This is a genomic window from Sphingomonas sp. LC-1, assembly GCF_025371035.1.
GTDB lineage: Bacteria > Pseudomonadota > Alphaproteobacteria > Sphingomonadales > Sphingomonadaceae > Sphingomonas > Sphingomonas sanguinis_E.
Genome location: NZ_JANZXB010000007.1, coordinates 106,855 through 129,225, shown reverse-complemented (window position 1 = coordinate 129,225; position 22,371 = coordinate 106,855). Strand labels below are relative to the sequence as shown.

The 22,371-nt window shown below is 69.1% G+C and carries 22 protein-coding genes, 1 tRNA gene and 2 riboswitches; of the genes, 15 read left to right on the top strand and 8 right to left on the bottom strand.

The genetic code is table 11. From position 1 onward, the window contains the following. The first annotated feature begins 202 nt into the window (after window positions 1-202). Window positions 203-1,390 (top strand): glycosyltransferase, encoded by a 1,188-nt coding sequence (locus NZL82_RS11670; protein WP_261269926.1) that lies wholly within the window; start codon window positions 203-205, stop codon window positions 1,388-1,390. A gap of 143 nt (window positions 1,391-1,533) precedes the next feature. Here the strand turns inward: NZL82_RS11670 and NZL82_RS11665 are convergent, their stop codons facing one another. From NZL82_RS11665 to yajC, 4 genes are read right to left on the bottom strand one after another with little or no spacing between them, the layout of a single operon-like run. After that, window positions 1,534-1,917, bottom strand: a complete 384-nt coding sequence (locus tag NZL82_RS11665) for an Mth938-like domain-containing protein (RefSeq protein ID WP_261269925.1) — start codon at window positions 1,915-1,917, stop codon at window positions 1,534-1,536. Continuing rightward, on the bottom strand, window positions 1,914-2,894 hold the full coding sequence (gene secF / locus NZL82_RS11660; protein ID WP_261269924.1) for a protein translocase subunit SecF: 981 nt from the start codon (window positions 2,892-2,894) through the stop codon (window positions 1,914-1,916). The genes NZL82_RS11665 and secF overlap by 4 nt, the downstream gene beginning before the upstream one ends. A gap of 16 nt (window positions 2,895-2,910) precedes the next feature. Further along, window positions 2,911-4,515: a protein translocase subunit SecD gene (gene secD / locus NZL82_RS11655; RefSeq protein ID WP_261269923.1), complete on the bottom strand. Its 1,605-nt coding sequence runs from the start codon at window positions 4,513-4,515 to the stop codon at window positions 2,911-2,913. A gap of 7 nt (window positions 4,516-4,522) precedes the next feature. Further along, window positions 4,523-4,840: a preprotein translocase subunit YajC gene (gene yajC / locus NZL82_RS11650; RefSeq protein WP_261269922.1), complete on the bottom strand. Its 318-nt coding sequence runs from the start codon at window positions 4,838-4,840 to the stop codon at window positions 4,523-4,525. A 225-nt stretch (window positions 4,841-5,065) separates the two neighbouring features. On the opposite strand from yajC, the gene NZL82_RS11645 reads away from it, so the two are divergent. Then, a tRNA-Pro gene (locus tag NZL82_RS11645) sits at window positions 5,066-5,142 on the top strand. Between the two features lie 159 nt (window positions 5,143-5,301). On the opposite strand, the gene NZL82_RS11640 is transcribed toward NZL82_RS11645, so the two are convergent. Beyond that, complete coding sequence (locus tag NZL82_RS11640) at window positions 5,302-5,868, bottom strand: septal ring lytic transglycosylase RlpA family protein (RefSeq protein ID WP_261269921.1); 567 nt, start codon at window positions 5,866-5,868, stop codon at window positions 5,302-5,304. A 108-nt stretch (window positions 5,869-5,976) separates the two neighbouring features. Further along, a riboswitch (cobalamin riboswitch) is annotated at window positions 5,977-6,179 on the top strand. Window positions 6,180-6,343: 164 nt separating this feature from the next. Here NZL82_RS11640 and NZL82_RS11635 point away from each other — a divergent pair. The 7 genes from NZL82_RS11635 (at window position 6,344) to cobJ (ending at window position 15,302) form a co-directional block, all read left to right on the top strand. Further along, window positions 6,344-7,414 carry a HoxN/HupN/NixA family nickel/cobalt transporter gene (locus NZL82_RS11635; RefSeq protein ID WP_261269920.1) on the top strand — a complete coding sequence of 357 codons (1,071 nt, stop codon included), beginning with the start codon at window positions 6,344-6,346 and terminating at the stop codon, window positions 7,412-7,414. 22 nt (window positions 7,415-7,436) lie between these two features. Then, a riboswitch (cobalamin riboswitch) is annotated at window positions 7,437-7,637 on the top strand. Window positions 7,638-7,816: 179 nt separating this feature from the next. Continuing rightward, window positions 7,817-8,854, top strand: a complete 1,038-nt coding sequence (cobW, locus tag NZL82_RS11630) for a cobalamin biosynthesis protein CobW (RefSeq protein WP_261269919.1) — start codon at window positions 7,817-7,819, stop codon at window positions 8,852-8,854. Between the two features lie 5 nt (window positions 8,855-8,859). Beyond that, window positions 8,860-12,081, top strand: coding sequence for a cobaltochelatase subunit CobN (gene cobN, locus NZL82_RS11625; protein ID WP_261269918.1), 3,222 nt, complete (start codon window positions 8,860-8,862; stop codon window positions 12,079-12,081). After that, on the top strand, window positions 12,078-13,202 hold the full coding sequence (locus NZL82_RS11620; protein WP_261269917.1) for a cobalamin biosynthesis protein CobG: 1,125 nt from the start codon (window positions 12,078-12,080) through the stop codon (window positions 13,200-13,202). The genes cobN and NZL82_RS11620 overlap by 4 nt, the downstream gene beginning before the upstream one ends. Continuing rightward, window positions 13,202-13,831: a precorrin-8X methylmutase gene (locus tag NZL82_RS11615; protein ID WP_261269916.1), complete on the top strand. Its 630-nt coding sequence runs from the start codon at window positions 13,202-13,204 to the stop codon at window positions 13,829-13,831. Before NZL82_RS11620 ends, NZL82_RS11615 begins: the two co-directional genes overlap by 1 nt. Then, entirely contained in the window at window positions 13,828-14,556 is a 729-nt protein-coding gene (gene cobI / locus NZL82_RS11610; RefSeq protein ID WP_261269915.1) for a precorrin-2 C(20)-methyltransferase, read from the top strand. The genes NZL82_RS11615 and cobI overlap by 4 nt, the downstream gene beginning before the upstream one ends. After that, a complete protein-coding gene (gene cobJ / locus NZL82_RS11605; protein WP_261269914.1) occupies window positions 14,553-15,302 on the top strand; it encodes a precorrin-3B C(17)-methyltransferase in 750 nt (249 codons plus the stop codon). The genes cobI and cobJ overlap by 4 nt, the downstream gene beginning before the upstream one ends. On the opposite strand, the gene NZL82_RS11600 is transcribed toward cobJ, so the two are convergent. After that, the gene (locus tag NZL82_RS11600) at window positions 15,278-16,024 is read right to left on the bottom strand and encodes a cobalt-precorrin-6A reductase (RefSeq protein ID WP_261269913.1); all 747 of its coding nucleotides are present in this window, start codon (window positions 16,022-16,024) and stop codon (window positions 15,278-15,280) included. The two genes, cobJ and NZL82_RS11600, sit on opposite strands and share 25 nt — an antisense overlap. On the opposite strand from NZL82_RS11600, the gene cbiE reads away from it, so the two are divergent. Genes cbiE through cobF form a run of 6 tightly spaced genes read left to right on the top strand, consistent with a single transcriptional unit; the run spans window position 16,023 to window position 21,128 of the window. Continuing rightward, the gene (gene cbiE, locus NZL82_RS11595) at window positions 16,023-17,222 is read left to right on the top strand and encodes a precorrin-6y C5,15-methyltransferase (decarboxylating) subunit CbiE (RefSeq protein WP_261269912.1); all 1,200 of its coding nucleotides are present in this window, start codon (window positions 16,023-16,025) and stop codon (window positions 17,220-17,222) included. The genes NZL82_RS11600 and cbiE overlap by 2 nt on opposite strands. Continuing rightward, window positions 17,216-17,566: a cobalamin biosynthesis protein gene (locus NZL82_RS11590; protein ID WP_261269911.1), complete on the top strand. Its 351-nt coding sequence runs from the start codon at window positions 17,216-17,218 to the stop codon at window positions 17,564-17,566. The genes cbiE and NZL82_RS11590 overlap by 7 nt, the downstream gene beginning before the upstream one ends. Window position 17,567: 1 nt before the next feature. Then, window positions 17,568-18,332, top strand: a complete 765-nt coding sequence (gene cobM / locus NZL82_RS11585) for a precorrin-4 C(11)-methyltransferase (protein WP_261269910.1) — start codon at window positions 17,568-17,570, stop codon at window positions 18,330-18,332. 23 nt (window positions 18,333-18,355) lie between these two features. Then, window positions 18,356-19,648 (top strand): cobyrinate a,c-diamide synthase, encoded by a 1,293-nt coding sequence (locus tag NZL82_RS11580; protein ID WP_261269909.1) that lies wholly within the window; start codon window positions 18,356-18,358, stop codon window positions 19,646-19,648. After that, entirely contained in the window at window positions 19,645-20,367 is a 723-nt protein-coding gene (gene cobA, locus NZL82_RS11575) for a uroporphyrinogen-III C-methyltransferase (protein WP_261269908.1), read from the top strand. Before NZL82_RS11580 ends, cobA begins: the two co-directional genes overlap by 4 nt. Beyond that, window positions 20,364-21,128 carry a precorrin-6A synthase (deacetylating) gene (gene cobF, locus NZL82_RS11570; RefSeq protein WP_261269907.1) on the top strand — a complete coding sequence of 255 codons (765 nt, stop codon included), beginning with the start codon at window positions 20,364-20,366 and terminating at the stop codon, window positions 21,126-21,128. Before cobA ends, cobF begins: the two co-directional genes overlap by 4 nt. Before the next feature lie 98 nt (window positions 21,129-21,226). Here cobF and cobO read toward each other — a convergent pair whose 3' ends face one another. Then, window positions 21,227-21,826, bottom strand: coding sequence for a cob(I)yrinic acid a,c-diamide adenosyltransferase (gene cobO, locus NZL82_RS11565; RefSeq protein ID WP_405051369.1), 600 nt, complete (start codon window positions 21,824-21,826; stop codon window positions 21,227-21,229). Further along, entirely contained in the window at window positions 21,826-22,350 is a 525-nt protein-coding gene (cobU, locus tag NZL82_RS11560; protein WP_261269905.1) for a bifunctional adenosylcobinamide kinase/adenosylcobinamide-phosphate guanylyltransferase, read from the bottom strand. Before cobU ends, cobO begins: the two co-directional genes overlap by 1 nt. Window positions 22,351-22,371: the final 21 nt, after the last annotated feature.

Genomic DNA, 22,371 nt, shown 5'->3' with positions numbered 1-22,371 from the left:
ACGGGAATAGCCCATGTCCCCAAATCTGTCAGGGACGATCTGTCGCGAACATGAATGGCATTCGTCTTTGTCGTCAGTTTTGCTAAGCTTTCGATCAAACTACAATGCCGCCCTCTTCTGTTGCGGACATCTTTACGAATCGCGTCCGAAAATGGTGTCGATCGATCCGGGCTGTGTCGGCTGGCTGAGGATATGAGGTACCATGTTGAACGTGCTGACCCTGTCGAGTCTGTTTCCCGACGCGACGCGGCCCAATTTCGGCATCTTCGTTCAACGGCAGACCGCGGCACTGGCGATGCGTCCGGGCGTGGGGGTGCGGGTGGTGGCGCCGGTCGGGCTGCCCGTCTGGCCGCTGGCGCGGGCCGAGCGGTTCCGGGCCCAGGCGGCGCTGCCGCTGCGTGAGACTTGGGGTGGCCTGGACGTCAGCCGTCCGCGCTTCACCACATGGCCGGGGACGGGGGGACGATTCCATGTGTCGGCGCTGATCCGTGCGCTGATCCCGGTGCTGGATCGGCTATGGGTGGAGCGGCCCTTCGACGTGATCGACGCGTCCTTCTTCTTTCCCGATGGTCCGGCGGCGGTGGCGTTGGGGCGGCGATACGGGGTCCCGGTGTCGATCAAGGCGAGGGGTGCCGACATCCATCATTGGGGGCATATGCCCGCGACCCGGAGCCAGGTCGCGCGGGCGGCGGCCGCCGCCGATGGACTGCTGGCCGTTAGCGATGCGATGGCGCGGGACGTGGCGGCGCTCGGCGTTCCGCGCGGGTCTATCCGGGTCCATCATACCGGGGTGGATCAGGCACGGTTCCAGCCGGTCGACCGGGCCGAGGCGAAGGCGAAGCTGGGCATTGCCGGGCCACTGGTCCTGTCGCTGGGCGCGCTGATCCCGCGCAAAGGGCATGGCGTGGTGATCGACGCCGTGGCCCGGCTGCCCGGCGTCACGCTGATGATCGTGGGGGAGGGGGGCGAACGCGCCGCCTTGCAGGCACGGGCCGAGCGGTCGGGAATCGCGGAGCGGGTGCGTCTGATCGGCGCCGTTCCGCACGACGAATTGCCCGCGCTGCTCGGCGCAGCGGATGTCATGGCGCTGGCCTCCGCATCCGAGGGGCTGGCCAATGCCTGGGTCGAGTCGCTCGCCTGCGGCACGCCGATCGTCATCACTTCGGCGGGCGGGGCGGAGGATGTCGTGACCAGCCGGACCGCCGGACGGATCACCCAGGCCGAGCCGGAGGCCTTTGCCGTGGCGATCCGCGATGTGCTGGATCAGGCGCCGGATCCATGGGCGGTGCGCGCGGCGGTGCGCGACTTCACCTGGCCCGCCAACGCCGCCGCGCTGCATTCGCATCTGTCGGAACTGGTGTCCCGAGCGGGGGCTGCCGCGAAAGCGTGACCGGCGCACTGGCGAACCGGGCGCGCATGATCGCCGCCAGGTGAAGGGGCCGCGCGAGGCGGATCGGCCCGCCGTTCAATCCTCTCCCCTTGCGGGGAGAGAGGTTTCGGGAAAGGCCTCCGGCCTATGCGGAGGCGATCAGGTCAGGCGTCGAGCGGGTAGAGCGCCGCGCAGATCTTGCGGCCTTCGCTGCGCAACACGCCCCAGGCGCGGGCGGCGGCGCGGCTGTCCATCACCTCGATACTCAGCCCGCGCGCCTCCAACGCGGCGGCGAAGGGAGCGGGCGCGCGACGAAGGTTCGCACCCGTGCCCAGCAACAGAAACTCGGGCGCTTCATCGATGAGCGCCGCCACCGCATCCGCCGTCAGCGACTCGAACGGCGGCGGGTTCCACGGCTCATGCCAGTCGGGTGACAGCAGCAGTGCGGGATAGGCGATCTCGCCGACCCGAAAGCCCGTGGCGGCAAAGCCCCGGACGATCGGGCCGGGCGCGGTGGGATCGCGCGTGATGCGGATCGAGTCGCTCATCCTTCGCGCGGCGTGATCCGCTCGGCGTCGGCGACGCTACGCTTGTCAGTGGTGCCCGGCTTCTCGCGGTTCGGCTCGGCGCGCAGGCCCAGCGTGATGAGCAGCGAGGACGAGACATAGATGGACGAATAGGTGCCCACCACGATGCCCAGGATCATCGCCGCGGTGAAGCCGCGCAGCACATGGCCGCCGAGCAGCAGCAGCGCGATCAGCGCCAACAGGATGGTGACCGAGGTCATGACCGTGCGCGGCAGCGTCTCGTTGACCGACAGGTTGATGATCTCGCGCATGTCCATCTTGCGATAGCGGCGCATATTCTCGCGGATACGATCGTCGATCACGATCTTGTCGTTGATCGAATAGCCGATGATGGTCAGGAACGCCGCGATGATCGTCAGGTCCAGCTCGAACTGGGTGATCGCGAAGAAGCCCAGCGTGACGAGCAGGTCGTGGACGATCGCGACGATGGTCGACACGCCGAACTGCCATTCGAAGCGGAAGATGGCGAACAGGCCGATGCCCAGGATCGCCAGGACGACCGCGAGCACGCCGTGCTTGATCAACTCGCCCGACACCTTGCCCGACACCGTGTCGTAACGGCTGAAGGTCGCGCCGGGGAATTGCTGGCCCAGCGCCGCCTCGACCTTGCGGACGACGGCGTTGGTCGCGCCTTCGTCCTTGGACGCGGGCACGGGCAGGCGGATGCTGATCGTCCGGCCGTCACCGACCGTCTGGATATTGGCTTCGCCCACGCCCAGCCCGTCGACGACCGAGCGGACCCGGTCGGCCGAGGGCGGGGTGGGGAATTTCTCTTCGATCATCAGGCCGCCGACAAAGTCGACGCCCAGATTGAGGCCCTTGGCGAAGGTGACGCCGACCGCGAGCAGGGTGAGCGCGAGCGTCAGCCCGAACGCCCAGCCGCGCAGGCGGACAAAGTCGATGTTCGTGTTGTCGGGGACGAGTTTCAGGAGGCGCATGATCTGTTCTCCTGCCTCAAATATTGATGGTCTTGGGCTTTTCGCGGCGCAACCACAGCGCCACGAGCATCCGCGTGAAGGTAACGGCGGTGAACACGCTGGTCACGATGCCGATCAACAGCACGACCGCGAAGCCCTTGACCGGGCCCGAGCCGAGTACGAGCATGATGACGCCCGAAATGGCGTGGGTCACGTTCGCCTCGAAGATGGTGCGGCTGGCTTCCTTGTAACCCAGCTCGACCGCCTGGACGACGTTTCGCCCACGCCGCCGTTCCTCGCGGATACGCTCGTTGATCAGCACGTTGGCGTCGACTGCGGTACCGATGGTCAGGATGAAGCCCGCGATACCCGGCAGGGTCAGCGTCGCGTTCAGCATCGCCATGACCGCCAGGATGACCAGCACGTTAATGACGACCGCGATGTTCGCATAGATACCGAACCGGCCATAGGTGACGGCCATGAACACGATCACCGCGACCGCTGCGATCGCCGAGGCAAGGATGCCCTTGCGGATCGAGTCGGCGCCCAGATCGGGGCCGACGGTGCGCTCTTCGACGACCTTCAGATCGACCGGCAGCTTGCCCGAGCGCAGCGAAATCGCGAGCTGGTTGGCGGTGTCGACGGTGAAGTTGCCGCTGATCGAGGCGCGACCGCCCAGGATCGGTTCGTTGATATTGGGGGCCGACAGCACCTGGCCATCGAGGATGATGGCGAAGGGCTTGCCGGTATTTTCCTGCGTGATCCGCGCGAACTTGCGACCGCCCTGCGCGTCGAAGGTGATCGCCACCTGCGGTGCGTTGGTCTGCTGGTCGAAGGTCTGCTGCGCGTCGATCAACTGGTCGCCGGAGATGATGACCGGCCGCTTGACCGCGATCACCGGCGCGCCCAGCGGATTGCCGGGATAGGGCAGGACCTGGCTGCCGGCGGGCGCATTGCCCTTGGCCACTTCCACCGGATTGGCGGTCGTGTCGACCAGCTTGAATTCCAGCTTGGCGGTCTTGCCGATCAGGTCCTTGAGCTGCTGCGGGTCCTGAAGCCCCGGCACCTGCACGACGATACGGCTGGAACCCTGTTGGAGAATCGTCGGCTCCTTGGTGCCCAGCGCGTCGATACGGCGACGTACGACCTCGGTCGCGGTCTTCATCGCGGTGTCGATCGCCTGGGTGAGACCCGCCTGGGTCGGCTTCAGGACGAAGCGCGACGTATCGACGACCTGGATGTCCCATTCGCGCTGGCCGGTCATGCCCGCCCCGCCGCCGGTGATCGACAGCAGCCGCTCACGCGCCGCATCGACCTGGGTCGGATCGCGCAGCATGAAGCTGAGCTGGCCGCCCCGGACCGAGATGTCACCGATGTCGATACGCGGATTGCCGCGCCGCATCTCGGCCGCGACCTGGTCGCGCATCGTCTCCAGCCGCGTATTGGCGAGATCGGCGGTGTCCGCCTCCAGCAGCAGATAGCTGCCGCCCGCCAGATCGAGACCCTTGTTCACACGGGGGTGCGGAATGCTCCCCCATGTGTTGGTGACGCTCTCCGGCAGGAAGCTCGGGATCGCCAGCAGGCACAGGGCCGCCAGCAACGCGACGATGGAAGCGACCTTCCAGCGGGGGAAATCCAGCATCGAAGGTTCAGTCGTTCGCGGGCTTGGCGGTGGGATCGACCACGTCGGTCAGCGTCGCCTTGACCACGCGGACGCGAACGTTCGGCGCGATCTCGACCTCGACCAGCGCGTCCTCGACGCGGGTCACCTTGCCGACGATGCCGCCCGCCGTGGTGACCTGATCGTTCTTCTTGACCCCCTCGACTGCGGCCTGCAGCGTCTTCATGCGGCGCTGTTGCGGGCGGATCATCAGAAAATAGAAGACGACGAATACGAGGAGCAGCGGCGCGAGGCTGAGGAACGAGGCGGCTCCGCTCGATGCGGCGGTGCCGGTTGCGGCAGCCATCACGGCGACTGGGGCGGTGAAGGGAATGAACATTCGGACCCGTCTATGCTGAATGGGCACGGGCACCCGCCGACCGCGAACGATCGACCAGCCCCCATGTCGGATAGCCTGCCCGCTACCATCGCAGGCGGACAGGCGCAATGGAGAGCCCGATGTGGGGTGGCGGCCATTGCAACATCAAGGCTTGCATCCCACGGAAAACCCGCCTAGAGGCCGCCGCTCGGTCGGGGCGTAGCGCAGCCTGGTAGCGCATCACACTGGGGGTGTGGGGGTCGCAGGTTCGAATCCTGTCGCCCCGACCAATCTTCTTCCAAAATTGGCAGATGACGGCGGAGCGGGTGAGAACCTGCTCTTTCGTTATGGGCCATATGCCGATCGTCGCCCCAGCTAAGGCCAGGGGCCGTTGGCGCCCCTTGTCCTGTCGGACGCATAGATCCCAGCCTTCGCCGGGATGACGACATCTACCGCACCGTCATGCCCGCCGCCGCGATCTGCGACAGCAGATTCGCTCGCACCGCATCCGATACCGGCGGCAACGGCCGCGCCGCCTTGCCGTGGCGCAGGCGTTCGCGGTCCTTCTCGTCCGGCTCCACCCGCCGCACCCGTACCGCCGCCTTGCCCACCGCGCGCAGGCCGAGCTGTTCGGCCGCGCCGCGCGACAGGTCGATGATCCGCGACGACCCGGCGAACGGCCCGCGATCATTGATCCGCACGATGATCCGCCGCCCCGTGTCCAATGCCGTCACCTCGACATAGCTGGGCAGCGGCAGGGTGGTGTGCGCCGCCGTCGCCCAGCCGGGGCGGAAGCGCTCGCCATTCGCGGTGCGCTTGCCCGATTCGCTGCCATACCAACTGGCATAGCCGAGCATGTCATAGGTCGCGTCCTCGGCGGGGACATAGGTGACGCCGCGCACCGAATAGGGTTTGCCGATCCGCACCGGATAATCGCTGACCGGCCGGTAATTGCCGCCCGAACAGGCCGCGACCAAGCACGCCGCCGCAGGTGCCCAGCGGCGCCATCTTCTCACATCCACCATGTGATCCGGATTAAGCCGAGCGTCCGGCCCGATAAAGCGGTTTGCGCCTCCATCCGCCGCAGACTATCCCCATGCCGACCGGCAAGGGCTTTCAGCCCGCCGCCGGTCAATCGCGCCGGTGCCCTTCGGGGCTTGAAACGGGAATGGGGTGAAAATCCCTAGCTGTCCCTGCAACTGTAAGCGGTGAGCGAGCGATGCCGGTCCCTGCAATAGGGGACAGCCACTGGAGCCATCCGGGAAGGCCGTGTCGCGTTTGCTTCGACCCGCAAGCCAGGAGACCTGCCGGTGCGAGTCGCTCTTGCTGCGATCCAGGGGATGGTCATGGCTGGGATATATTGTATCATGCGAGCGACGCCCATCGGCCGAGACGAATCGGCCATCTTGCCCGGCGTGCGTCCGTGGGGTGGGATGGTGACCGCGCCAGCGGAGTTCGGCCCTTGTCGCAATGACGCCGGGGGTATCACCCATGTCCTACCATCATGCCGGAGCGCCGCGCGCCCGGTTGCCGCTGAAGAAGCGGGTCGCGCTGCTGATGGCCGCGCTGGTTTTCGTCAATATCGCCGTCTGGGGCTGGGCGCTGAGCGTGTTCGCGGGCAACAGCCTGATGCTCGGCACCGCTTTGCTCGCCTATAGCCTGGGGCTGCGCCATGCGGTCGATGCCGATCACATCGCCGCCATCGACAATGTCACCCGCAAGCTGATGCAGGACGGGCAGCGACCCATTGCGGTCGGCCTGTGGTTCGCGATCGGCCATTCCGCCATCGTGCTGATCGCGGCGACCACGGTCGCGCTCGCCGCCACGACGCTCGCCGATTTCGAGGCCTTTGGGCAGAGTGGCGGGACCATCGCCACGATCGTCTCGGCCAGCTTCCTGTTCGCGATCGCGATCATGAACCTGATCATCCTGCGTGACGTGTGGACCCGATTCCGCCGCGTCGCGCGGGGTGAGCCGATGGCGGAGGCGGACGCCGCCATGATGTTTTCGGGGCAGGGGCCGCTGTCGCGCCTCTTTCGTCCGCTCTTCCGGTTGATCCGGCGGAGCTGGCACATGGCACCGCTGGGTTTCCTGTTCGGACTGGGTTTCGACACCGCGACCGAAGTCGCGATTCTGGGCCTGTCGGGCGCGCACGCCGCCGACGGCATATCGCTCGGTACGATCCTGGTCTTCCCCATATTATTTGCGGTCGGCATGGCGCTGATCGACACGGCCGACGGGCTGGTGATGCTGGGCGCCTATGAATGGGCGTTCGTCCATCCGCTTCGCAAGCTCTACTATAATATGACGATCACCCTGGTCTCGGCGCTGGTCGCGCTGGTGATCGGCGGCATCCAGGCGACCGCGCTGCTCGCCGAGCGGTTCGGCTGGACGGCGGGGCCGTTCCGCTATGCCGGGGCGCTGTCGGAGCATTTCAACGTGCTGGGCTTCGCCATCGTCGGGCTGTTCGTGCTGTGCTGGGGCGCCAGCTTCCTCCTCTATCGCTGGCGCGGGTTCGCCGCGATGGAGGCGCGAATTGCCAAGCCCGGCGCGGCGGGATAAATGCCGCACATCGGGACTGAAAAGTCCCGAAGATCGCGCCGGTGCCCCTTGGGGCTTTGAAACGGGAATGGGGTGCAAATCCCCGGCTGTCCCTGCAACTGTAAGCGGTGAGCGAGCGATGCTGGTGCTCTGGTGAAGCACGGCCACTGGAGTGATCCGGGAAGGCGCATCCCCTTGCTTCGACCCGCGAGCCAGGAGACCTGCCGGCGTCATGGTCGCTCTTGCCTGGACCCAGGGGGTGGTCGGGGCACGGTTCTCCGTCGGGGAGCGACGAAGCCATGCGGCCGGGGCCGCATCGGTCGCCGACACGCGGGGCGGACGCATTCGACTGCGCCCGTCCGTCACCGCGCCGGCGATTGGCCCCATGTCGCTTTCGCTCGTCCGGCGCGGCGGAGAAATAGCATGCGTGACCTCAGCAAGGTCCCCGTCACCATCGTCACCGGCTTTCTGGGCGCCGGAAAAACCACGCTCATCAGCCATCTGATCCGCAACGCGGGCGGCCGTCGTCTGGCGGTGGTGGTTAATGAATTCGGCACGCTGGGCGTCGATGGCGACATCCTGCAAAGCTGCGCCATCCCCGAATGCCCGGCGGAGAATATCGTCGAACTGGCCAATGGCTGCATCTGCTGCACCGTTGCCGACGACTTTATCCCGACGGTGGAGACGCTGCTGGCGATGGAGCCTCGCCCCGACCATATCCTGATCGAGACCTCGGGTCTGGCACTGCCTAAGCCGTTGCTCAAGGCGTTCGACTGGCCCGCCATCCGCTCGCGCATCACCGTCGACGGCGTGGTGGCACTGGCCGATGCGGAGGCCGTCGCGGCGGGCCGCTTCGCCCCCGATCTGGACGCGGTGGAGGCGCAACGCGCCGCCGACCCCAGCCTGGACCACGAGACCCCGCTGTCCGAAGTGTTTGAGGACCAGTTGGCCTGTGCCGACCTCGTCCTGCTGACCAAGGCGGACCTCGCCGGGCCGGAGGGCGTCGCCAAGGCGCGCGAGATCATTGCCGCCGAAGCCCCGCGCCCGCTGCCCATGGTCGAGGCGGTCGACGGCATCGTCTCCGCCGAGATCGTGCTGGGCCTGGAGGCCGCCGCCGAGGACGACATCGCCGCGCGCCCCTCGCACCATGACGGCGCGGACGATCACGAGCATGACGATTTCGACAGCATTTCGGTAATGCTGGGTGAGGTGGAGAGCCCCGAGGCGATCGCCGCGCGCATCGTGACGCTCGCCGAGCAGCAGGATATCCTGCGGGTAAAGGGTTATGCGGCGGTCGCGGGCAAGCCGATGCGGCTGCTGGTCCAGGCGGTCGGTCGCCGGGTGCGCACCAGCTACGACCGTCCCTGGGGTGCGGGCGAGCCGCGCGGCACCCGTCTGGTCGTCATCGCCGAGCATGATCGGATCGACCGCGCCGCGATCGAGGGTGTGCTGAAGGGCTAACGCGCGTGCATCTCGTCTTTCGCGAGAGCCATGGGCTGGAGGAACAGGCGGTTCCGCAGGATCTGGGGCAACGCCCCGGTGACGTGGTGGTGCTGTCCTTTTCCGACAGCGACCTGAGCGCCTTTGCGGCGGGCTGGCGGGCGGGCGGTTTCAGCTGGTCGCTGCGGCTCGCCAATCTGGCGGCCCTGGTCCATCCGCTGTCGGTCGACACCTATGTCGAGCAGACGCTGGCGCATGCGAAGGCGATCCTGATCCGGTTGATCGGTGGCGCGGCCTATTGGGACTATGGCCTGCGCGAGGTTGAGCGGCTGTCGCGCGAGCGCGGCATTGCGCTGGCGGTGCTGGCGGCGGACGGGCGCGAGGATCGACGGCTGTCGGCAGCCTCGACGGTGGACGACGTGATGGTGCGACGGCTGACCGCGCTGTGCGATGCGGGCGGGGCACAAGCCGCCGCCCTGGCGCTGGCGGAATTGTCCGCGACCCCGATGGCTCGGGGGAGTGGCTTCACGGTGGCGCCGGTAGGCGGCTGGTCGCCGGGAGACGTCACCTGTCCGGCCGCGTCCCTGCTGACGACTGGCCGCCCCCGCGTGTTAATCATCTTCTACCGCGCTTATCTGGTCGCCGCCGATCTGGAGCCGATCGCCGCCCTTCACGCCGCCTTGGCGACACGCGGTTTTGATCCTGTCGCGCTGTTCGTCCCTTCGCTGAAAGCCGAGGGGGCGGGGCCTTGGATTGCGCGCTGGGTGGAGGCGCTGGCTCCGACCGCGATCGTCAACGCGACCGCCTTCTCTGCCAGGGGCGAGGACGACGCCACGCCTTTGGACGGTGCGGGCGTGCCGGTGTTCCAGGTCGCGCTCGCGACCAGCGACCGCGAGGGCTGGGCGGGTTCGGCGCGGGGCCTGTCACCCGCCGACCTCGCCATGCATGTCGTCCTGCCCGAAATCGACGGACGGTTGTTCGCGGGGGTCGTCAGCTTCAAGCAACCGGGCGAGCGCGACCCCGATTTCGACGTGGCGTTGCGCCTTCACCGCGCCGAATCGAGCCGCATCGAAGCGGTCGCCGACCGGGTGACGGGCTGGACGACGCTCGCCGCGACCCCGGCGGCGAAGCGGCGGCTCGCCATCCTGCTGTCCACCTATCCGGGCAAGGATTGGCAGGCGGCGCATGCGGTCGGGCTGGACGGTTTCGCCTCGGCGCAAGCGATCCTCGCCGATCTGCGCGAGGCCGGTTATGATGTGGAAGCCCCGTCGGATTTGCCCGCCGCGTTGCTCGTCAACCGCATCGCATGGCCGGTGGCGGCGTATCACGACGCACTTTCCACATTACCCGAAGCGTTGCGCGCCGATCTGTTCGAAAGCTGGGGCGCGGTCGAGCAGGACCCGCTGGTCGAGGGCGACGCCTTCCGCTTCCCTGCCCTGACGCTGGGCAAGGCGATCGTCGCGCTGCAGCCCGAACGCGGCCGACCGAGCGCACGGGGCGAGGATTATCACGACCTGTCGCGCTGTCCGCGTCATTCGTACGTCGCCTTCTACCTCTGGCTGCGTGCGCAGGGAATCGACGCGCTGGTCCATGTCGGTGCGCATGGCACGCTGGAGTGGCTGCCCGGCAAGGCGGTCGCGCTGTCGGACGCCTGCTGGCCGGAAGCGCTGATTCGCGACTGGCCGGTCCTCTATCCCTTCATCGTCAACGATCCGGGTGAGGCGGCACAGGCCAAGCGACGCCTAGGTGCGGTCACCCTTGGCCATGTCCCTCCGGCGCTGGTCCAGGCGGAGACGGGCGCGGGGCTGGGGCGGCTGGAGGCGTTGCTGGACGAATATGCCAATGCCGATGGCCTCGACCCCGCGCGCCGCGACCGGCTGCGCGGCCTGATCGCGGAGGAGGCGGACAGCGTCGGGCTGGGCGAGACGCTGGGGCTGGCGGGAGCGGAGGATCCGCTCGCCCGGATTGACGCCTTTGTCTGCGACGTGAAGGACAGCCAATTCGGCGAGGGGCTCCATGTCTTCGGGCGTGGCGAACAGGGCGCGGTCGAGCGGGCCGGGCTGCTGGCGGGGCTGGACGGAAAACGCGTTCCGGCGGGGCCATCGGGTTCGCCCTACCGGGGCCGTGCCGATGTGCTGCCGACCGGGCGCAACCTCTACGCCATCGATCCCCGCGCGGTGCCGAGCCGCGCCGCGCAGACGCAAGGGGTCAAGCTCGCCGAGGAACTGATCCGGCGGCACATGCAGGAGGAGGGCGATCACCTGCGCACCCTGATCGTCGATCTCTGGGGATCGGCAACGATGCGCACCGCGGGCGAGGAATTCGCCATGGCGCTCCACCTGATCGGGGTCGAGCCGCTATGGGACCATCGCTCGGAGCGGGTGACGGGGTTCGAGGTGATGCCGTTGATGCGCTTCGATCGGCCGCGCGTCGATGTGACGCTGCGCGTGTCGGGGTTGTTCCGCGATGCCTTCCCGCATCTGGTTGCCCTTTTCGGGCAGGCGGTGCGCGCGCTGGGGCAGCGCGACGAGGAACCGGAATGGAACCCCTTTGTCGGGCAGGCGACCCCGCGCGTCTATGGCCCCGCACCGGGGCGCTATGGCATCGGGCTCGACCCCGAAGCAAGTTATGACGAGGCCGCGCGGATCGCAGCGGGGCAAAGCTGGCTCGCGGCCTCGGCGACGGCGCTGGACGATGGCGACCGGCGCGATGCCGAGGGGATCGCGGCACGGGTGGCGGGGGCGCAGGCCTTTGTCCACCTCCACGACCTCCCCGAGAGCGACCTGCTGCTGGCGGCGGACTATGCCGCGCATCAGGCGGGCTTCGCGGCGGCGCGGGCGGCGCTGGGTGAGGGGGCGGCGTCGCTCTATCATCTCGACACGCGCGATCCGGCCAGCCCCAGGGCGCGGACGCTGGCCGAGGAGATCGCCCGCACCGTCCATGCCCGTGCCGCCCATCCGCGCTGGGTCGCGGGGATGATGGCGCATGGTTTTCGCGGCGCGGCGGAGATCGCGGCGACGCTCGACCATCTGGGCAGCTTCGCGCATCTGGCCGATATGGTCCCTGCGTCGCTGATCGACCTGTACTGGGATGCGACGCTGGCGCGCGACGATGTGCGAGACTTTTTGGCGCAGGCGAACCCGGCGGCGCTAGCGGCGATGGAAGCGCGGTTTGCGGCGCTTCATGCGGCGGGGCTTTGGCGGACGCGGCGCAACTCGATCCTCGCCATGCTGGACGGCGAGGCATGAGCGGCTTCGTCATCAAGGGATGGTGCCCCGATGCGTGGCGGCCGATGATGGCGGGCGACGGCCTGCTGGTCCGGGTCCGGCCGCCGCTGGCCCGGCTGGCGGCGCATCAGGTCGAGGGGCTGTGCGAGGCCGCAAACGCCCATGGCAATGGCCAGATCGACCTGACGGCGCGCGCGAACCTGCAACTGCGCGGCGCGACCGAGCGGAGCTGGCCCCCGATGGTCGAGGCGCTCCGCGCGCTGGGGCTGGTCGATCCCGATCCGGTGCGCGAGGCCCGGGGCGCGATCCTGATCAATCCCGATTGGCGCGAGGGCGACGATTCGCACGGCATCGCGACCGAGTTACGCACGCGGCTGACCGACTTGCCCGATCTGCCGAGCAAGATCGGCTTTGCGATCGATGCGGGGCCAACCCCGATGCTGATGGAAGCGCCCGCCGATTTCCGGATCGAGCGGGGGGCGGATGGGGACTTGCTGCTGCGCGCCGATGGCCGGGCGGCGGGCATGCGCGTTACGCGTCGGACCGCCGCCGATGCGCTGATCCGGCTGGCGCACTGGTTCGTCGAGAGCGAAGGCGCCGCCGCCGGACGGATGGCGCGCCACACGGCGGATCTGCCCGACTGGGCGAGTGGCGATGCGGTGCCGAGCGCGGGCGGCCCGCCGATGCGGCCCGGCGCCCATCCGATCGGTGCGGTCTATGGGTTGCCATTCGGCCGGATCGGGGCATCGGCGCTGGCCGCCTTTGTCCGCAGCCAGGGCTGTGCCGTTCGGCTGACCCCGTGGCGGCTGCTGATCGCGGAGGGCCTCGCTCCCCGACCGGCCACCGGCATGGTGCTGGACGATGCGCCGATCCTGCATGTCGACGCCTGTGTCGGCGCGCCCGCCTGTCCGCAGGCGAGCGTCGAGACCCGCGATCTCGCCGCCCGCCTCGCGCCGTTGATCGAGGGGCGTCTGCACGTCTCGGGTTGCGCGAAGGGCTGCGCGCGGGCACGGGCGGCGGACTGGGTGCTGACCGGGCGCGAGGGGGCTTTCGATCTGGCCCGCCACGCCCGCGCCGGGGCGGCACCGCTTCACACCGGATTGTCGCCCGAGCGGGCGGTCGCGCTTCTCGGAGCCTGTTGATGCCCTATAGTTACGAAACCGATGGCGCGGCGATCTATCGCCAGTCCTTCGCCATCATCCGCGCCGAGGCGGAGCTCGCCCGCTTCGATGCGGAGGAGGAGCCGGTCGCGGTCCGCATGATCCATGCCGCCGGGCTGGTCGAACTCGCCCCGTCGATCCACTTCTCGCGCGGCTTCGCGACGGCGGGGCGGCAGGCGCTGGCGGCGGGCGCAGCGATCCTGTGCGATGCGCATATGGTCAGCGAGGGCGTCACGCGCGCGCGGCTGCCCGCCGATAATCCGGTGATCTGCACCTTGCGCGATCCGTCGGTGCCCGCACTGGCCAAGGATATGGGCACGACCCGCTCCGCCGCCGCGCTGGAGCTGTGGCGGCCGCATCTGGCGGGCGCGCTGGTGGCGATCGGCAATGCACCGACCGCGCTCTTCCACCTGCTGACCATGTTGGAAGACCCCGACTGTCCGCGCCCGGCGGCGATCATCGGCTGTCCGGTCGGCTTTGTCGGCGCGATGGAGTCGAAGGACGCGCTGTGGGAGGCGATGCCCGTCCCTTGCGCCATCGTGAAGGGCCGTCCGGGCGGCAGCGCGATCACCGTGGCGGCGATCAACGCGCTGGCGAGCCGCGCCGAATGACGACGGGCACGATCCACGGCGTCGGCCTCGGCCCCGGCGCGGCGGACTTGATGAGCGTCCGCGCCGACCGGCTGGTGCGCGGGGCCCGGCACGTCGCCTATTTCCGCAAGGCCGGGCGGCGCGGCCATGCGCGCACCATCGTCGATGGGATGCTGCGGGACGATGTGGTCGAATATCCGATGGACTATCCGGTCACGACCGAGATCCTCTTCACCGACCCGCGCTACAATGAATGCCTGTCGGCCTTCTACGCGACCTGCACCGCGCATATCCTGTCGCTGGTGCAGCGCGGCGAGGATGTGGTGGTGCTGTGCGAGGGCGATCCGTTCTTCTACGGCTCGTTCATGCACCTGCACAGTCGGCTGCTTCCCCATGCCCCCGTCGCGGTGGTGCCCGGCATCACCGGCATGTCGGGCGCCTGGACCGCCAGCGGCGCGCCGATCACCTGGGGCGACGATGTGCTGACCGTCGCAATGGCGACCCTGCCCGAGCCGGAACTGACCCGCCGCATCGCGGAGACCGATGCGCTGGTCGTGATGAAGATCGGCCGCCATCTGCCCAAGCTGCGCCGCGCCATCGCGGCGGCGGGGCGGTCGGACCAGGCGTGGTTGATCGAACATGCCGCCCAGGCGGGCGAGCGCGTGCGGCAGCTGGCGGAGGTGGAGGACGCGCCCGCGCCCTATTTTTCGATCGCGCTGATCCATGGGCAGGGGCGGCGGCCATGAGCGGCTGGCTGATCGTCGCGGGGCTGGGGCCGGGGGCGGACGCCATGGTTACGCCCGAGGTGTCGGCGGCGCTGGCGGAGGCGACCGATGTGGTCGGCTATATCCCCTATGTCGCGCGCGTGCCCGAACGCCCCGGCCTGACCCGCCATGCCAGCGACAACCGGGTCGAGCGTGACCGCGCGCTCCATGCGCTGGAAATGGCCGAGGCGGGCGCGCGGGTGGTCGTGGTGTCCTCGGGCGATCCGGGCGTCTTCGCCATGGCGGCGGCGATCTTCGAGCGGGTGGAGGAGGACCCGGCGCGGTGGCACGACCTAGACATCCGCGTCCTGCCCGGCATCACCGCGATGCTGGCGGCCAGCGCGCGGGCGGGCGCGCCGCTGGGGCATGATTTCTGCGCGATCAACCTGTCGGATAATCTTAAGCCGCAGGTGCTGATCGAGCTTCGATTGCAACTTGCGGCGGAGGCGGATTTCGCCATTGCGCTCTACAATCCCCGGTCCAAGGCGCGGCCCGATGCGCTGGACGCGGCCTTTGCGCTGCTCCGCGAGACGTGCGGCGACGACCGCCCGGTGCTGTTCGCCCGCGCCGTCTCGACCCCGGAGGAGCATCTGCGCATCGTGCCCTTGCCCCAGGCGCGGGGCGAGATGGCGGACATGCGCACCGTCGTCATTATCGGGTCCAGCCGCACGCGGATGATCCCACACACGGGCCGCCCGATCCTCTACACCCCCCGGACGACGCCGTGATCGAGCCAGTCGAGTACCGCCGCGATGCTCTCCACCTGCGGTCGGTCGGGGATGAAGGGGCGGTCGATCATCACGACCGGCAGCCCGAGTTCGCGCGCCGCATCCAGCTTGGCCCGCGCGCCCGCGCCGCCCGCATTCTTGGCGACGATGACCTGAATCCGGTGGGCGCGGAACAAGGCCATTTCGCCCTCCAGCGTGAAGGGACCGCGATCCACCACCAGATGATGGTGCGGCAGCGCGGGGACCTCGGCGGCATCGACGAAGCGCAGCAGGTAGAAATGCTGCGCAGCATCGGCGAAGTTTCCGATGGTCTGTCGACCGAGCGCAAGGAAGATTCGTGCCGCCTCGCTGCCCAGCGCAGCCACGGCCTCCGCCGTATCGGCGACGCGAATCCAGCGGTCGCCAGGGCCCGCGTCCCAGGCGGGTCGGGTCAATGCGAGCAGCCTCACGCCCGCCAACTCGGCCGCCGCGATCGCATTGGCGCTGATGCGCGCAGCGAAGGGGTGGGTGGCGTCGACCAGATGGGTCACGCCCTCGCGGGTCATATGATCGGCCAGCCCCTCGATGCCGCCAAAGCCGCCGACCCGCGTCGGGATCGCCTGCGCGCGCGGCGTCTCGGTGCGGCCTGCATAGCTCAGCACGGCCCGCTCACCCCGCTTGGCCAATGCGCTGGCCAGCGCGCTCGCTTCGGTCGTGCCGCCGAGCAGAAGGATATGGCGCATGGCTGACTCCCAGGCGTGGCTGACGATCGTCGGGATCGGCGAGGATGGCTGGGATGGCCTGACCGCCCCCGCACGCGCCGCGATCGAGGCCGCCGATAGCGTGATGGGCGCGCCGCGTCACCTGTCGCTGCTGCCCCAGAAGGGCGCGGCGGAGCGGATCGTCTGGCCGGTACCCTTTGCCGAGGGGGTGCCGATGCTCCTCGCCAAGCGGGGAGAGCGGGTGGTGATGCTCGCCTCGGGCGATCCCTTTTGGTTCGGCGCGGGGTCGGTGGTGACCCGTCATCTGGAGGTAGGGGAGTGGGTCGCCTATCCCGCGCCCTCCACCCTGTCGCTGGCGGCGGCGCGGCTAGGCTGGCCGGTCGAGACGATCCAGAGCATCGGCCTTCATGCCCGCCCGGTCGAGACCCTGCGGCCGCATCTGGCACCGGGGCAGCGGGTGCTGGCGCTGATGCGCGACGGCGCGTCGGTGACGGGCCTCGCAGCGTGGCTGGCCGAGCAGGGATTCGGTGCAAGCACGCTGACCGTGCTGGAGGCGCTGGGCGGGCCGCGCGAGCGGGTGCGCGTCTGCACGGCGGATGCGCTCGACTGGACCGATATCGCGCACCCCGTGACGGTGGCGATCGAACCCGCCGGTAACGGCCGCGTGCTTCCTGGCGCGAGCGGGCTGGACGACGACTGGTTCGACCATGACGGACAGATCACCAAGCGTCCCGTCCGCGCGCTGGCGCTGTCGGCGTTGGCTCCGCGTCCAGGCGAGTTGCTATGGGATATCGGCACCGGATCGGGATCGGTCGCGATCGAATGGCTGTTGAGCGATCCGACCACCCGTGCCCTGGGGTTCGAGCGCGATCCCGCCCGTCTCGTCCGCGCCGCCGACAATGCCGCGCGGCTGGGTATCACCCGGTTGGACCTAGTCGAGGGCGATGCGGTCGCCTTGCTCGCCGATCGGCCACACCCGGATGCGGTGTTCGTCGGCGGGGGGCTGACGCGGCCTTTGGTAGAGGCGCTGCGAACCCTGCCGCGCTGTCGGTTGGTGGCGCATGCCGTGACGCTGGAAACGGAGGCCCTGCTGGCGGAGTGCCATGTGCGCTATGGCGGCGATCTCCTGCGCATCGAACTGGCGCGCGCGCGACCGCTCGGCACCAAGCGGGGATGGAAGGCGAGCTACCCCATCGTGCAATGGCGGGTCGCATGGTGATCGCCGGTTTCGGATGCCGGGCGGGTGCGACGCACGAGTCCTTCCGCAGCGCGCTCGCAGTGGCGGGCGTGCACCCCGACGCGCTGGCCGTGCCCGCCGACCGGGCGGCGGCGATCGCCGGCTTCGCCCTTGCCGAGGGGCTTTCCGTTCGCCCCATCCCCGTCGATAGCTTGCACGGGATCGACACCCCGACCCGTTCGGCCGCCAGCCTTGCCTATCGCGGCGTCGGCAGCGTCGCCGAAGCTGCGGCGCTCGCCGCCGCCGGACCGGGCGCGCGGATCATCGTGCCCCGCGTGACATCCTCCGACCGAATGGCAACCTGCGCCATCGCCCAAGGACAATGAGATGACCGTTCACTTCATCGGCGCCGGACCCGGCGCCCCCGATCTCTTGACCTTGCGCGGACGCGACCTGATCGCGGCCTGCCCGGTATGCCTCTATGCCGGATCGCTGGTGCCCGAGGCGGTGCTGGCGCATTGCCCGCCGGGCGCGAAAATCGTGAACACCGCGCCGATGACGCTCGACGAGATCATGGCCGAGATTTCCGATGCGCATCGCAAAGGCCAGGATGTCGCCCGGCTCCATTCGGGCGACCTGTCGGTCTGGTCGGCGATGGGCGAGCAGGTGCGGCGGTTGCGCGAACTGGGCATCCCGGTGTCGGTCACGCCCGGCGTACCGTCCTTCGCGGCGGCGGCGGCGGTGCTGGAAAGCGAGCTGACCCTCCCCGGCATCGCCCAGTCGGTGATCCTGACCCGCACCCCCGGCCGCGCCAGCGCCATGCCCGAAGGGGAGTCGCTATCCGCCTTCGCGGCGACGGGGTCGACGCTCGCCATCCACCTGTCGATCCATAACCTTGCGAAAGTGGTCGCGGATCTGACCCCGCATTATGGTGCGGACTGCCCGGTCGCGATCGTCTGGCGCGCGAGCTGGCCCGAGCAACGGATCGTCCGCGCGACGCTTGCGACCATTGAGGCGGCCGCCGCCGATGGCCCGGAGCGGACCGCGCTGATCCTGGTTGGCCGTGTCCTCGACCAGAGCGATTTCGCCGAAAGCCGGCTGTACGCCGAGGGATATGACCGCCGCTATCGCCCTGGGAACACGATCGAATGACGGGGCCATCAACTCCGGGCCTGATGATCGCCGCGCCCGCCTCGGGCACCGGCAAGACGACGGTGATGCTGGGCCTGCTCCGCGCATTTCGCGATGCGGGGGTGGCGGTGCAGCCGTTCAAGAGCGGCCCCGACTATATCGACCCCGCCTTTCACCGCGCGGCGTGCGGGCGGGCGTCGTTCAACCTTGATGGCTGGGCGATGCCCGCCGGGCTGCTCGACACGTTGGGCCAGCGGGGGGCGGACGCGGATCTGGTGATTGCGGAAGGCTCGATGGGGCTGTTCGACGGCGTCGCCAAGCCCGGTGCGACCGGCATGGGGAGCAGCGCGGAGACGGCCAAGCGCATGGGCTGGCCGGTGATCCTCGTCATCGACGTGTCGGGACAGGCCCAGTCGGCGGGGGCGACGGCGCTGGGCTTCGCGCGCTATGACCCGGACCTGCGCGTGGCCGGCGTCATCCTCAACCGGGTGGCGAGCCCGCGTCATGAGCGGCTGGCGAAGTTGGGGTTCGAGGAGATCGGCCTGCCGGTCTTCGGCGCGCTTCCCCGGCGCGGCGATCTGGTGCTGCCCGAGCGACACCTGGGGCTGGTGCAGGCGGTCGAGCATCCCGAACTCGACCGGCTGATCGGCGACTATGCGGCGTTCCTGGCGGCGCATGTCGACTTGGAAGCGATCCGCGCGGCGGCCTATGCCAAGACCGCGCCCGCTACCGACGTGATCCTGCCGCCGCCACCGGCCCAGCGGATCGCATTGGCGCAGGATGCGGCCTTTTCCTTCGTCTATCCGCATATGCTGGAGGGCTGGCGGGCCGCGGGGGCGGAAATCCTGCCTTTCTCGCCGCTCGCCGACGAAGCGCCCGATGCGTCGGCGGATCTGGTCTGGCTGCCCGGCGGTTACCCTGAGCTTCACGCCGGGCGGCTGGCGGCGGCGGAGCGGTTCCGAGCCGGGCTGGCCGACCATGCCCGGACCAGGCCGGTCCATGGCGAGTGCGGCGGCTATATGGCGCTGGGCGAGACGCTGATCGATGCCGAGGGTGTCAGCCACCGGATGGCGGGGCTGCTCGGTCTCGTGACCAGCTATGCCAAGCGCAAGATGCATCTGGGTTATCGCCGTGCGACGCTGCTGGGCGAGGTGGCGGGGATGCCCGAGGGCGCGGTATTGGGCGGGCATGAATTCCATTATTCGACCGTCCTCGAACAGCCCGACGCGCCCCTCGCGCATGTCGTCGATGCGCAGGGCGAGGCGGTGCCCGAAACCGGATCGCGGCGGGGCGCGGTGACCGGCACCTTCTTCCATCTGGTGGCGCGCTGGTGGTGAGCGGCTTCGTCCATCTGGTCGGCGCGGGGCCGGGCGATCCCGAATTGCTGACGCTCAAGGCGGTGCGCTGCCTGGGGCAGGCCGATGTCGTGCTGTTCGACGACCTCGCCGCCGGACCGATGCTGACCCATGCGCGGCCTGGCGCCGAGCTGATCGCGGTGGGCAAGCGGGCGGGCCGCGCCTCGCCCAAACAGGCGGCGATCGACCGGCTGCTGGTCGATCACGCCCTGGCGGGCAAGCGGGTGGTGCGGCTGAAATCGGGCGATCCCGGCATTTTCGGGCGGCTGGAGGAAGAGATCGTCGCCCTGAGGGTGGCCGGTATCGGCTTCGAGATCGTCCCCGGCGTCAGCGCGGCGAGCGCGGCGGCGGCTGCGGCCGCCATTCCGCTGACCCGGCGGGCCGAGGCGCGGCGGGTGCAGTTCGTGACCGGCCATGACGTGACCGGCGCGCTGCCCGCCGACCGCAACATGGCGGCGCTGGCCGATGCGAGTGCGACGACGGTGGTGTTCATGCCCAAGCGGACCTTCCCCGCGCTGGCCGAGGCGCTGATCGCGCATGGCCTGCCGCCCGAAACGCCCGCGCTGATGGCCGAGCATGTCGGCTGTCCCGACCAGCGCCTGACCCGCTCGACCGTGGCCGGACTAGCCGCGCGACTCGCGGAGGGCGTGTCGGACAAGGCGGCGCTGATCCTCTATGGCCCGTTGATGGAGGATCTGTGATCCATCTCGACCTGATCGGCATCGGCACGGGCAATCCCGACCACCTGACCCGTGCCGCCGAGGCCGCGATGCGCGCCGCCGACCTGATCCTGCTGCCGCGTAAAGGCGACAAGGTCGAGCTGATCGACCTGCGCCGCGACATCTGCGCGCAGGTGCTGGTGGGGGCGGAGGTGCGGGTGGTCGAGTTCGAACTGCCGGTGCGCGCCACGGAGGGCGCCTATCTCGATACGGTCGAGCATTGGCATGACGCGATCGCCGAATGCTGGGCGGCGGAGATTTCTGCGCATCTGCCGGATGGCGGGCGGGTGGCGTTGCTCGTCTGGGGCGACCCCTCGCTCTATGACAGCACGATCCGCATCGCCCGGCGGCTGGCGGCGGTGGAGCGGGTGACGGTGGTGCCGGGGATCACCAGCCTCCAGGCGCTGTGCGCGGCGCATGCCATCCCGTTCAACGCGGTCGGCGCGCCGGTGATGGTGACGACCGGGCGGCGCTTGCGCGAAACTGGCTGGCCGCAAGGGGCGGACAGCGTCGCGGTGATGCTGGACGGCGGATGCGCCTTCACCACGCTGGATCAGCCAGATGCGGCGATCTGGTGGGGGGCGTATCTGGGCATGGCGCAGCAGGAGATCGAGTCCGGGCGGCTGGCGGACGTCGCCGAGCGGATCGTCGCGCGCCGGGCGGCGCTGCGGCGCGTGCATGGCTGGATTATGGATGTATACCTGCTGCGGCGCGGCGGGGATCTGGTGGGGGAGGGGTTGTGATCCCCAATACTCTATCGTCGCCCCAGCGAAGGCTGGGGCCTTTCAGAACATCAGCCCTATACTGGCAAAAGATCCCAGCCTTCGCTGGGATGACGGGGTCAGAACTCGATGCCCTTCTGCGCCTTCACGCCCTGTTCGCGGAAGGGATGCTTCACCTGCGTCATGTCGGTCACCAGATCGGCCGCCGCGATCAGCGCGTCGGGGGCGTTGCGGCCCGTGATGACGACATGCGTCATCTCCCCCCTGGAGGCGAGTGCCTCCAGCACCTCATCGACCGGCAGATAGTCGTAGCGCAACACGATGTTGAGTTCGTCGGCGACGATCAGGTCATAAGCCGGGTCGGCGATCATCCGCTTCACCTCGTTCCAGGCGGTGCGTGCGGTGGCGATGTCGCGGGTGCGGTCCTGGGTGTTCCAGGTGAAGCCCTCGCCCATCGCGTGGAAGTCCACCTCGGGAAAGCGCGCCAGCACCGCCGCCTCGCCGGTGGTCATCGCGCCCTTGACGAACTGAACCATGCCGACGCGCATCCCATGTCCGACCGCGCGGATCACCATGCCCAGCGCGGCGGTCGTCTTGCCCTTGCCCTTGCCGGTATGGACGATCACCAGCCCCTTTTCGACGTCGCGCGCGGCGACCTTCTGGTCCTGCGCGACCTTCTTCTTGGCCATGCGCTCGGCATGTTCGGCGTCGGTTCGCATCATTTCTCTCCTGAAAGGCGAAGGGGCAGCCCGGCGACCACCAGGTCGGTCGCGTCGCAGACCCGCGCCAGCCGCTGGTTCAGCGTGCCCTGCGCATCGCGGAAGCGGCGGGCCAGCGCATTGTCGGGGACGATGCCGAAGCCGACCTCGTTGCTGACCAGCACGACCGGGCCGGGTGCGTCCGCCAGCGCCGCGACCAGCGCATCCCCCGCCGCGATCAAGTCCGCGTCGCCCAGCAACAGGTTGGTCAGCCACAGCGTCAGACAGTCGACCAGTAGCACCCGGTCGGCGCGGCCATGCTCCATAATGGCTTCCGGCAGGGTAAGCGGAGCCTCCACCGTCGTCCATCGCGCGTCGCGATCGGCCTGGTGGCGCGCGATGCGGTCGCGCATCTCCTTGTCCCAGGCTTGCGCGGTGGCGATGAAGCAGCCTTCGGGTGTCATCGCCTCGGCCAGCGCCTGCGCATGGCGGCTTTTGCCCGACCGGGCACCGCCGAGCACGAGGATGGTACGGGGCTTCGTCATGCCTCTGCGCATTGCGGGAGC

Bases quoted from the DNA above. Each gene is read 5' to 3' on its own strand.
- NZL82_RS11665 (WP_261269925.1), bottom strand. From the start codon at position 1,917: ATGAGCGACTCGATCCGCATCACGCGCGATCCCACCGCGCCCGGCCCG.
- cobI (WP_261269915.1), top strand. From the start codon at position 13,828: ATGACGACGGGCACGATCCACGGCGTCGGCCTCGGCCCCGGCGCGGCG.
- cobU (WP_261269905.1), bottom strand. From the start codon at position 22,350: ATGACGAAGCCCCGTACCATCCTCGTGCTCGGCGGTGCCCGGTCGGGC.
- NZL82_RS11620 (WP_261269917.1), top strand. From the start codon at position 12,078: ATGAGCGGCTTCGTCATCAAGGGATGGTGCCCCGATGCGTGGCGGCCG.
- cbiE (WP_261269912.1), top strand. From the start codon at position 16,023: ATGGCTGACTCCCAGGCGTGGCTGACGATCGTCGGGATCGGCGAGGAT.
- NZL82_RS11580 (WP_261269909.1), top strand. From the start codon at position 18,356: ATGATCGCCGCGCCCGCCTCGGGCACCGGCAAGACGACGGTGATGCTG.
- cobO (WP_405051369.1), bottom strand. From the start codon at position 21,826: ATGCGAACCGACGCCGAACATGCCGAGCGCATGGCCAAGAAGAAGGTC.
- cobJ (WP_261269914.1), top strand. From the start codon at position 14,553: ATGAGCGGCTGGCTGATCGTCGCGGGGCTGGGGCCGGGGGCGGACGCC.
- NZL82_RS11600 (WP_261269913.1), bottom strand. From the start codon at position 16,024: ATGCGCCATATCCTTCTGCTCGGCGGCACGACCGAAGCGAGCGCGCTG.
- NZL82_RS11670 (WP_261269926.1), top strand. From the start codon at position 203: ATGTTGAACGTGCTGACCCTGTCGAGTCTGTTTCCCGACGCGACGCGG.
- secD (WP_261269923.1), bottom strand. From the start codon at position 4,515: ATGCTGGATTTCCCCCGCTGGAAGGTCGCTTCCATCGTCGCGTTGCTG.
- yajC (WP_261269922.1), bottom strand. From the start codon at position 4,840: ATGGCTGCCGCAACCGGCACCGCCGCATCGAGCGGAGCCGCCTCGTTC.
- cobW (WP_261269919.1), top strand. From the start codon at position 7,817: ATGCGTGACCTCAGCAAGGTCCCCGTCACCATCGTCACCGGCTTTCTG.
- NZL82_RS11615 (WP_261269916.1), top strand. From the start codon at position 13,202: ATGCCCTATAGTTACGAAACCGATGGCGCGGCGATCTATCGCCAGTCC.
- NZL82_RS11590 (WP_261269911.1), top strand. From the start codon at position 17,216: ATGGTGATCGCCGGTTTCGGATGCCGGGCGGGTGCGACGCACGAGTCC.
- NZL82_RS11635 (WP_261269920.1), top strand. From the start codon at position 6,344: ATGTCCTACCATCATGCCGGAGCGCCGCGCGCCCGGTTGCCGCTGAAG.
- cobM (WP_261269910.1), top strand. From the start codon at position 17,568: ATGACCGTTCACTTCATCGGCGCCGGACCCGGCGCCCCCGATCTCTTG.
- secF (WP_261269924.1), bottom strand. From the start codon at position 2,894: ATGCGCCTCCTGAAACTCGTCCCCGACAACACGAACATCGACTTTGTC.